Source organism: Chromobacterium sp. FG22, assembly GCF_057809415.1.
This window is the reverse complement of the sequence record NZ_JBMDJX010000030.1, coordinates 45,930-53,243: the sequence shown is the minus strand read 5'-3', so window position 1 is coordinate 53,243 and position 7,314 is coordinate 45,930. Positions and strand designations below refer to the sequence as shown.

The 7,314-nt window shown below is 65.6% G+C and carries 7 protein-coding genes; 4 read left to right on the top strand and 3 right to left on the bottom strand.

The window, feature by feature from the left end; translation table 11 throughout:
- Positions 1–254 precede the first annotated feature (254 nt).
- Complete coding sequence (locus ACODSD_RS21570) at positions 255–1,004, top strand: carbonic anhydrase family protein (RefSeq protein ID WP_107798039.1); 750 nt, start codon at positions 255–257, stop codon at positions 1,002–1,004.
- A 27-nt stretch (positions 1,005–1,031) separates the two neighbouring features.
- On the opposite strand, the gene ACODSD_RS21565 is transcribed toward ACODSD_RS21570, so the two are convergent.
- Positions 1,032–1,514, bottom strand: coding sequence for a 2-thiouracil desulfurase family protein (locus tag ACODSD_RS21565; protein WP_488878294.1), 483 nt, complete (start codon positions 1,512–1,514; stop codon positions 1,032–1,034).
- Complete coding sequence (gene pdxR, locus ACODSD_RS21560; RefSeq protein ID WP_488878293.1) at positions 1,511–2,968, bottom strand: MocR-like pyridoxine biosynthesis transcription factor PdxR; 1,458 nt, start codon at positions 2,966–2,968, stop codon at positions 1,511–1,513. The genes ACODSD_RS21565 and pdxR overlap by 4 nt, the downstream gene beginning before the upstream one ends.
- A 91-nt stretch (positions 2,969–3,059) precedes the next feature.
- Between pdxR and ACODSD_RS21555 the strand changes: the two genes are divergently transcribed.
- The 3 genes from ACODSD_RS21555 to ACODSD_RS21545 all read left to right on the top strand — a co-directional run bounded on the left by ACODSD_RS21555 (position 3,060) and on the right by ACODSD_RS21545 (position 5,713).
- The gene (locus ACODSD_RS21555) at positions 3,060–3,443 is read left to right on the top strand and encodes a rhodanese-like domain-containing protein (RefSeq protein WP_107798042.1); all 384 of its coding nucleotides are present in this window, start codon (positions 3,060–3,062) and stop codon (positions 3,441–3,443) included.
- Positions 3,444–3,454: 11 nt separating this feature from the next.
- Entirely contained in the window at positions 3,455–4,186 is a 732-nt protein-coding gene (locus ACODSD_RS21550) for a GNAT family N-acetyltransferase (protein ID WP_227106752.1), read from the top strand.
- A 78-nt stretch (positions 4,187–4,264) separates the two neighbouring features.
- A complete protein-coding gene (locus ACODSD_RS21545) occupies positions 4,265–5,713 on the top strand; it encodes a hypothetical protein (RefSeq protein ID WP_107798043.1) in 1,449 nt (482 codons plus the stop codon).
- A gap of 66 nt (positions 5,714–5,779) precedes the next feature.
- Here ACODSD_RS21545 and gabD read toward each other — a convergent pair whose 3' ends face one another.
- Positions 5,780–7,240 (bottom strand): NADP-dependent succinate-semialdehyde dehydrogenase, encoded by a 1,461-nt coding sequence (gabD, locus tag ACODSD_RS21540; protein ID WP_488878292.1) that lies wholly within the window; start codon positions 7,238–7,240, stop codon positions 5,780–5,782.
- Positions 7,241–7,314 lie beyond the last annotated feature (74 nt).

The window sequence follows — 7,314 nt, the reverse complement described above, 5'->3', positions numbered from 1 at the left end:
CATTGTGCTGTTGAACGGCGACACGGAAGCCTCCCCAAAGGGAGGCTTTGTTGCGGCCGGACGGAGCCGCCGCTTCTCCTTATCTTCCGTTTTCCTTCTCTTTTCCTGGCTTGTTGTTGGGTACCGATGCGGCAAACGCCATACCCATGTCTTAATTGCGGGTTTGATGAACTAAGTCGATGGTGATCATCTAAATAAATAGTTACTGAATAAAATTAAAAAACTTTATACCACTGCACTAGGAAAGGACGCGAATGAGCGAGCATCTGTGTCGGGAAGGCCATTGCGGCGAAACCATCGGCCGGCGGACGGTGATGAAAACCGCGCTGGGAGCGGCGGCGCTATTTGCCATCGGCGCCAACGGGGGCGTGAACGGCGTGGCTTACGCGGCGTCTTTGAGCAAGACGCAGCGGGACGCGATGACGCCGGAGCAGGTGCTGGCGGAGATGGCCAAGGGCAATGAACGTTTCCGCACCGGCAAGCCGATGCAGCACGATTACCTGGCGCAAAAGCGTTCCAGCGCCGAGGGGCAATACCCCGCCGCGGTGGTGCTCAGCTGCATAGACTCGCGCGCGCCGGCGGAAATCGTGATGGACGCCGGCATAGGCGACACCTTCAATTCGCGGGTGGCCGGCAATGTGGTGAATGACGACTTGCTGGGCAGCATGGAGTTCGCCTGCGCGGTTGCCGGCGCCAAGGTGGTGCTGGTGATGGGGCATACCGCCTGTGGGGCGATCAAGGGGGCGATAGACCATGTGGAGCTGGGCAATCTGACCGGCTTGCTGGCGCGCATCCGCCCGGCGATTGCGCAGACCCGCTACGAGGGCGAGCGCAGTAGCAAGAACGCGGAGTTTGTCGACGCGGTGGCGCGCAGCAATGTGCTGCATACCATTGATCAGATCCGCAAGCGCAGCGATGTGCTGGCCAAGCTGGAGAAGGAGGGCCGGATCAAGATCGCCGGCGCCATGTACCATTTGAGCGGCGGCCGCCTCGAGTTTCTGTAAGCGCCGTCGATAGGGGGCCGGCGGCGTTCAGCTCGCCGGCGCTCTCAGCCCCGCCATGTCTTCCTCCGAACAGACCTCGATGCCGGCCTGCCGCAATAGGCTGGCGGCCACGCCTTCCCCGTCCTTGAGCGTGCCGGAAAACTCGCCGTCGTAGATGCGGCGTGTGCCGCAGGAGGGGCTGTTGGCTTTCAACAGCGCTTGTCGGCAGCCATGGGCTTGCGCCAGACGCAGGCATGCCTGGGCGCCGCGCAGAAAGGCGGCGCTGATGTCTTCGCCTGCGGCGGTTTCCACGGTGGCTTGGCCGTGCAAGGCGGCCGCGCCGTCGCCGCCGCGCAGTTCCGCCGCCGGTCTAGGCGTGGGCAGCCCGCCCATGCATTCGGGACAGGCGGAGATCAGGGTGAAATCCCGGCGCAACCGCGCCCAGTCCCGTTCGGCCAGCGGTTTGGCCTGGCCGTCGTAGCGCACGGGCTGCCCCAGCAGGCAGGCGCTGACCAGCAAAGTCGGTTTCATTTCCATCGCGTTTCCAATAGCGCCGCCAGCTTGAGCGCGGCGGCGTGAAGTTCCTGTTCCTCCACACCTGCGTAGCCCAGCACCAGCCCGCTGCGGTCCGGCCGTCCGATGAAGTGCTTGGCCAGCGGGCGCAGCCACAGTTGCTGCCGGGCGGCGGCCTGGCTGAGTTCCTCTTCGTCGAAGCCGTCCGGCAGTTGCGCGACCAAGTGCAGGCCGGCTTCGCCTGCGGACAGCGGCAGCGCGTCTCCCAAGGCGCGCTGCAGGGTGCCGCGCAGCAGTTGTTGCCGCAGTTGGTAGAGTTCGCGCATATGTTTGATGTGGCGGGCGAAATGGCCTTGTTCGATGAAATCGGCCAAGGCCGCCTGCACCTGATAATTGCCTTCCCGGTACAAGCGCGCCTGCACACGGCGGAACGGTTCCACCAATTCTTCCGGCAGGATCAGATAGCCCAGGCCCAGCGCCGGAAACATCACTTTGCTGAAGGTGCCGAGATAAATGACGCGTTCGCTGTCGGCCAGGCCTTGCAGGGAGGCGATGGGGTGGGTGGCGTAGCGGAATTCGCTGTCGTAGTCGTCCTCGATGATCCAGCTGTCGTGCTGTTTGGCTAATTGCAGCAGCGCGAGCCGCCGCGCCAGCGACATGACGACGCCGGTCGGGTATTGGTGGGACGGCGTGATGTAAATCAGGCGCGGCGGCGCGGCCTGATGCGCGGGCGTCGGGGCCATGCCCTGAGCGTCGACCGGGATCGGGACGATGTCCAATTCCGACGCGCGCAGCGCGGCTTGCGCGCCGCTATAGCCGGGGTCCTCCACCCAGGCGGCGTCGCCGGGGTCGGCCAATAGCCGGGCGAGTAATTCCAGCCCTTGTTGCGCGCCCTGGATGATGACGATTTGCTCCGGCTGGCAGCGAACCGAGCGCGATAGATACAGGTATTGGCTGAGGGAACGCTTGAGCTCGGGCAGGCCGCCGTCGTGGCGATAATGAAGATGATCCAGTTGCGGACGCTGGATATGCTGTTGCAGGCAACGCTGCCACTGGGCGTGGGGGAATTGCTTCAGTTCCGGCGTGCCGGGGGCGAAGGCGCCGGCCAGCCCGGTGGGCAGCGAGCACTGCCCGGAGACGCGTTGGCCGCGCTGAGACAGCCCCGGGTGTTGCGGAGCGCGCAGAGGCGGCGAGGCGCTGGGGCTGAACAGGGCGGCGACATAAGTGCCGGAGCCGTGGCGGCTTTCCAGATAGCCTTCGGCGGCCAGTTGTTCGTAGGCGTTGAGAATGGTGTTGCGGCCCAGCGCCAGCTCCGCCGCCAGCGCGCGGCTGGCGGGCAAGGGCGCGCCGCCGGCCAGCTGACCGGCGCGGATCAGTTCGCGCAATAAACGGTAGAGCTGGCGCGCCAAACTTTCGGCGCCCTGGCGTTGCAAGCGCTGACGCAGGAAATCGATCAACCACTCGGCGGACAAAGTGGTTCCTTCGGATTTTGCATGGTGGCACTGTTTGGGGTATGACTTGTCGCTTAGGCTAACAGCATTCCCAGAGCCGCAGGAGAAAAAAATGTTGAGTCAGCAGGATTTTTACGCCGCCAAGCTGGCGTACGAGATGGACGCGGCCGATGTCTGGAGCGCCTTGCAAGCCGGGGAGAAACTGGTCCTGATCGACGCCCGCGCGGAAGAGGCCTTCCGGAAGGAAACCCTGCCCGGCGCCGTGTCCGTGCCGCACCGGACCATGGATGAGGCGAGCACCGCGCATTTGCCCAAGGATGCGGTCCTGGTGTCGTTCTGCGACGGCATAGGCTGCAACGCGTCGACCAAGGGCGCTTTGAAGCTGGCGCGTCTCGGCTTCAATGTGCGCGAACTGCAAGGCGGCCTGGATTGGTGGGTGCGCGATGGCTACGCGACCACGGCGCGCGCCGGCGTCGCCGTGTCCTGCGCATGCTGAAAGGGGCAGCGATGTTGGAAACGGGCATGGCGCAGGCGGGCGAGGCCAACGCTCTGGGGCAAGCGGTGGGATGGCCGGTGGCCGACTGGCGCGAGGCGGCTTGGCCGCCTAAGACGGATCTGCAGGGACGCTTCTGCCGGCTGGAGCCGTTGCAGGCGGAGCGGCACGGTCCCGCTTTGTTCGCGGCGATGGGCGCGGACGCGGAAGCGCGCAACTGGACTTATCTGAGTTACGGGCCGTTTGCCGATTACGCCGACTACTACGGCTGGCTGGCCGAGCAGCAATGGCGGCGCGATCCGCATTTTTACGCGATCGTGGACGCGGTCAGCGGGGAGGCGCTAGGCGTGGCCGCCTATCTGCGCATCGATCCGGCCATGGGCTGCATCGAAGTCGGGCATCTGAATTTCTCGCCCTTGCTGCAGCGTCGGCCGGCGGCGACGGAAGCGATGTATCTGTTGATGCGCCAGGCCTTTGAGCTGGGCTATCGCCGTTATGAGTGGAAGTGCGACGCGCTGAACCTGCCTTCGCAGCGAGCGGCGCAGCGGCTGGGCTTCCGCTTCGAAGGCGTGTTCCGGCAGGCCATGGTCTACAAGGGGCGCAATCGCGACACCGCCTGGTTTTCCATCCTGGATCAGGAGTGGCCGGCCTTGCGGCAAGGCTTCGAAGCCTGGCTGTCCGCGGACAACTTCGACGCGGCGGGCGGGCAGCGCCGGACGCTGGCGCAATGGCGGGACGGGGATTGATTTTGCCGGCGGACTTCAAGCCGCCCCGCTAGGCAGGTACAATGAGTGTTTGATTTATTGAATAGATTTGCTTGCCAGATGAAATCCCTGCCGCGTAATGCCCGCATCAAGGGCGAGCCGTTCTTGCCCAACCGCTTCATTTTTGGTGATGCCGTCGACGATCAGGGCCTGGAAGGTTCCGAGTACCTGATTCACACGGAAACGCCGGCTTTTGTCTGCCGCCTGCTTGGCGACGACGACACCGACTTTCCCGGCCGCGAGCGGGAAGGCCTGGTCAGCGCCATGCTGTTCGACGAGGCGGACAATGTGACGGTCTATGTCTGCAATCTGCGTCTGCGCTTGTTCGACTTCAACTTCAGCAATGAAGACGAGATGCCGACCGTGGGCCAGTTGCAGGCGATCTGCGACGAGGCGATGCAGGCTTATCAGCGCCTGCACAAGGCTTACGCCGACCGCGAGGCCGCCGGCCCGGTGCCGCGCGAGATGCGCGCCGGCCCCACCGAGCCGCTGCCGCCGGCGGAGCGCGGCCGCGCGGTGAACCAATTGGTGGAACTGGCGCGGCGCGCGGTGGATCAGCCTATGGACCGGGCGCAGCTGGCGGGCGAGGTGCAGATGGCGCTGGCGGCCGGCGATCAGGCGGTGTTCACCGAATCGCAGCTGGCGCTGTTGTCCCAGCCGGCCGCGAGGCAGTTGCTGGTGAATTGCGCGCGCGACGCGATCGCCTTCCCCGAGGTGATGCGCAAGGACGGCGCCGTGGTGTCGTTCGAGCTGTGGGCTTTGCCGTTCGCGTTTTCACGCGCCCAGGGCGGAGTGTGGTGGCATTTCCCGCAGCTGGAGCGGCTGGAGGTGGCGCTGGCGGACGCGCTGGAGGTGCCGGAGCAGTCGATATTGTGGATTTCTCCCACCTTGTTCACGCTGGAGATGCTGAACGAGCGCGCCTGCCAGGACTTGGTGCAATTGGCGCCGGTGATGGACGCCGGCTGCGATTTCGCGCCGCTGGATCCGGACTCCTCGCGCGCCACTTACGAGGCGGCGCGCAAGACCAACGAGCCGCAATTGGTGCTAGCCTGGATTCCCTTCCTGGTGGAGCGCGGCGCTTTGCCGCCGGAGCAGGCGCGCCGTCTGGCGCGCAAGGCGCTGGACGCGGCGATGCCGCTGGTGCAGCAGGCGGTGGGCGCAGAGATGGAATACGGCGAGGCCGAGCTGTTCGCGCCGCTGCCTTGGTGGGAGGCGGTGCAGACCGGCGTGCGGGCCTGGAACCGCAAACGCCTGGGCGTGACCGCGGCGCTGCTGGCCGCGAGCGCCGGCGGGGTGCAGGAACTGGAGGCGGTGGCGGAATATCAGCCGGAATTACAGGGCTATGAGGTGGGCTTCCGCCTGCGGGGTCGCGAGGAATCCGCCGCGCATGCGCCGTGGCTGGTGACGCCGGACGTGGCGCCTGAGCGCGACGAGGCCTGGCGCGATCTGGCTGAATGCCTGAAAGAGGCCGGCATCCCCTTGTCGGAGACCTTGGCCAAGTTCCACTAGGTGTAGGGCTGAAGTGGTCAAAAAAACGGGCTGGATTTCCAGCCCGTTTCGCATTGGCGCGGCGCTTTACTGGTCGATGCCGCCCAGCAGCACGTATTTGATTTCCAGATAGTCCTCGATGCCGTACTTGGAGCCTTCGCGGCCCAGACCGGATTGCTTGACGCCGCCGAAGGGCGCGGCCTCGTTGGACAGGATGCCGGTGTTGACCGCCACCATGCCGTATTCCAGGCCCTCGGACACGCGGAAGATGCGGCCGATGTCGCGGGCGTAGAAGTAGCTGGCCAGGCCGAACTCGGTGTCGTTGGCCATCTGGATCGCTTCCGCCTCGCTGTGGAAGCGGAACAGCGGCGCCAGCGGGCCGAAGGTCTCCTCCTTGGCCACCTTCATCCGCGGCGTGACGTCGGTGATCACCGTCGGTTCGAAGAAGCTGTGGCCCAGCGCGTGGCGCTTGCCGCCGGCCACCAGCTTGCCGCCCTTGGCCAGCGCGTCGGCGATGTGCTCTTCCACTTTGCTCACCGCGTTCATGTCTATCATCGGGCCCTGGCTGACGCCGGCCTCCAGGCCGTTGCCCACCTTGAGCTTGGCCACCGCGGCGGCGAACTTCTCGGCGAAGGCGTCGTAGACGCCGTCCTGCACCAGCAGCCGGTTGGCGCAGACGCAGGTCTGGCCGGCGTTGCGGTATTTGGAGATGATGGCGCCTTCCACTGCAGCGTCGAGGTCGGCGTCGTCGAAGACGATGAAGGGCGCGTTGCCGCCCAGCTCCATCGACACTTTCTTGACGGTGTCCGCGCATTGGGCGATCAGCTTGCGGCCCACTTCGGTGGAGCCGGTGAAGGAGAATTTCTTCACGGTGTCGCTGCCGGTCAGCACCGCGCCGATTTCGCTGGAGCCGCCGGTCAGCACCGAGAACACGCCGGCGGGAATGCCGGCGCGCTCGGCCAGCGCCGCCAGGGCCAAGGCGGACAGCGGGGTCTGGCTGGCCGGGCGCACCACCATCGGGCAGCCGGCGGCCAGCGCCGGGGCCGCTTTGCGCGTGATCATCGCATTGGGGAAGTTCCACGGCGTGATCGCGGCGGTCACGCCTATCGGCTCCTTGTTGACCAGGATGCGTTTGTCGGCGCCGGGAGAGGGGATGGTGTCGCCGTACAGGCGCTTGGCTTCTTCGGCGTACCACTCGATATAGGACGCCCCGTAGGCGATTTCGCCCTTGGCTTCCGAGAGCGGCTTGCCCTGTTCGCAGGTGAGGATGACGGCCAGATCGTCCTGGTTCGCCATCACCAGATCGAACCAGCGGCGCAGCAGGGCGGCGCGTTCTTTCGCTGGCTTGCGTTTCCAGACGAGGAAGGCCTCGGCCGCGCCGGCCACGGCGCGCTCGGCTTCGGCCTTGCCCATCTTGGGCACGCTGGCGATGATTTCGCCGGTAGCCGGGTTGCTCACCGGGATGGTTTCGCCGTTGTCGGCGTCAAGCCAGGCGCCGTTCACATAGCACTGCTGTTTCAGCAGCGAGGGGTCTTTCAGGTTCAACATGCGGCTCTCCAACGCGGAAGATGTCGGATAAGGCCCGCGCCGGGCGGCGCGGGCCTTGGACTTTGAACAGGCGC

What these genes read in the sequence shown, in the direction of transcription:
- gabD (WP_488878292.1), bottom strand. Translation starts at nt 7,240, where the DNA reads ATGTTGAACCTGAAAGACCCCTCGCTGCTGAAACAGCAGTGCTATGTG.
- ACODSD_RS21565 (WP_488878294.1), bottom strand. Translation starts at nt 1,514, where the DNA reads ATGAAACCGACTTTGCTGGTCAGCGCCTGCCTGCTGGGGCAGCCCGTG.
- ACODSD_RS21555 (WP_107798042.1), top strand. Translation starts at nt 3,060, where the DNA reads ATGTTGAGTCAGCAGGATTTTTACGCCGCCAAGCTGGCGTACGAGATG.
- ACODSD_RS21570 (WP_107798039.1), top strand. Translation starts at nt 255, where the DNA reads ATGAGCGAGCATCTGTGTCGGGAAGGCCATTGCGGCGAAACCATCGGC.
- ACODSD_RS21550 (WP_227106752.1), top strand. Translation starts at nt 3,455, where the DNA reads ATGTTGGAAACGGGCATGGCGCAGGCGGGCGAGGCCAACGCTCTGGGG.
- ACODSD_RS21545 (WP_107798043.1), top strand. Translation starts at nt 4,265, where the DNA reads ATGAAATCCCTGCCGCGTAATGCCCGCATCAAGGGCGAGCCGTTCTTG.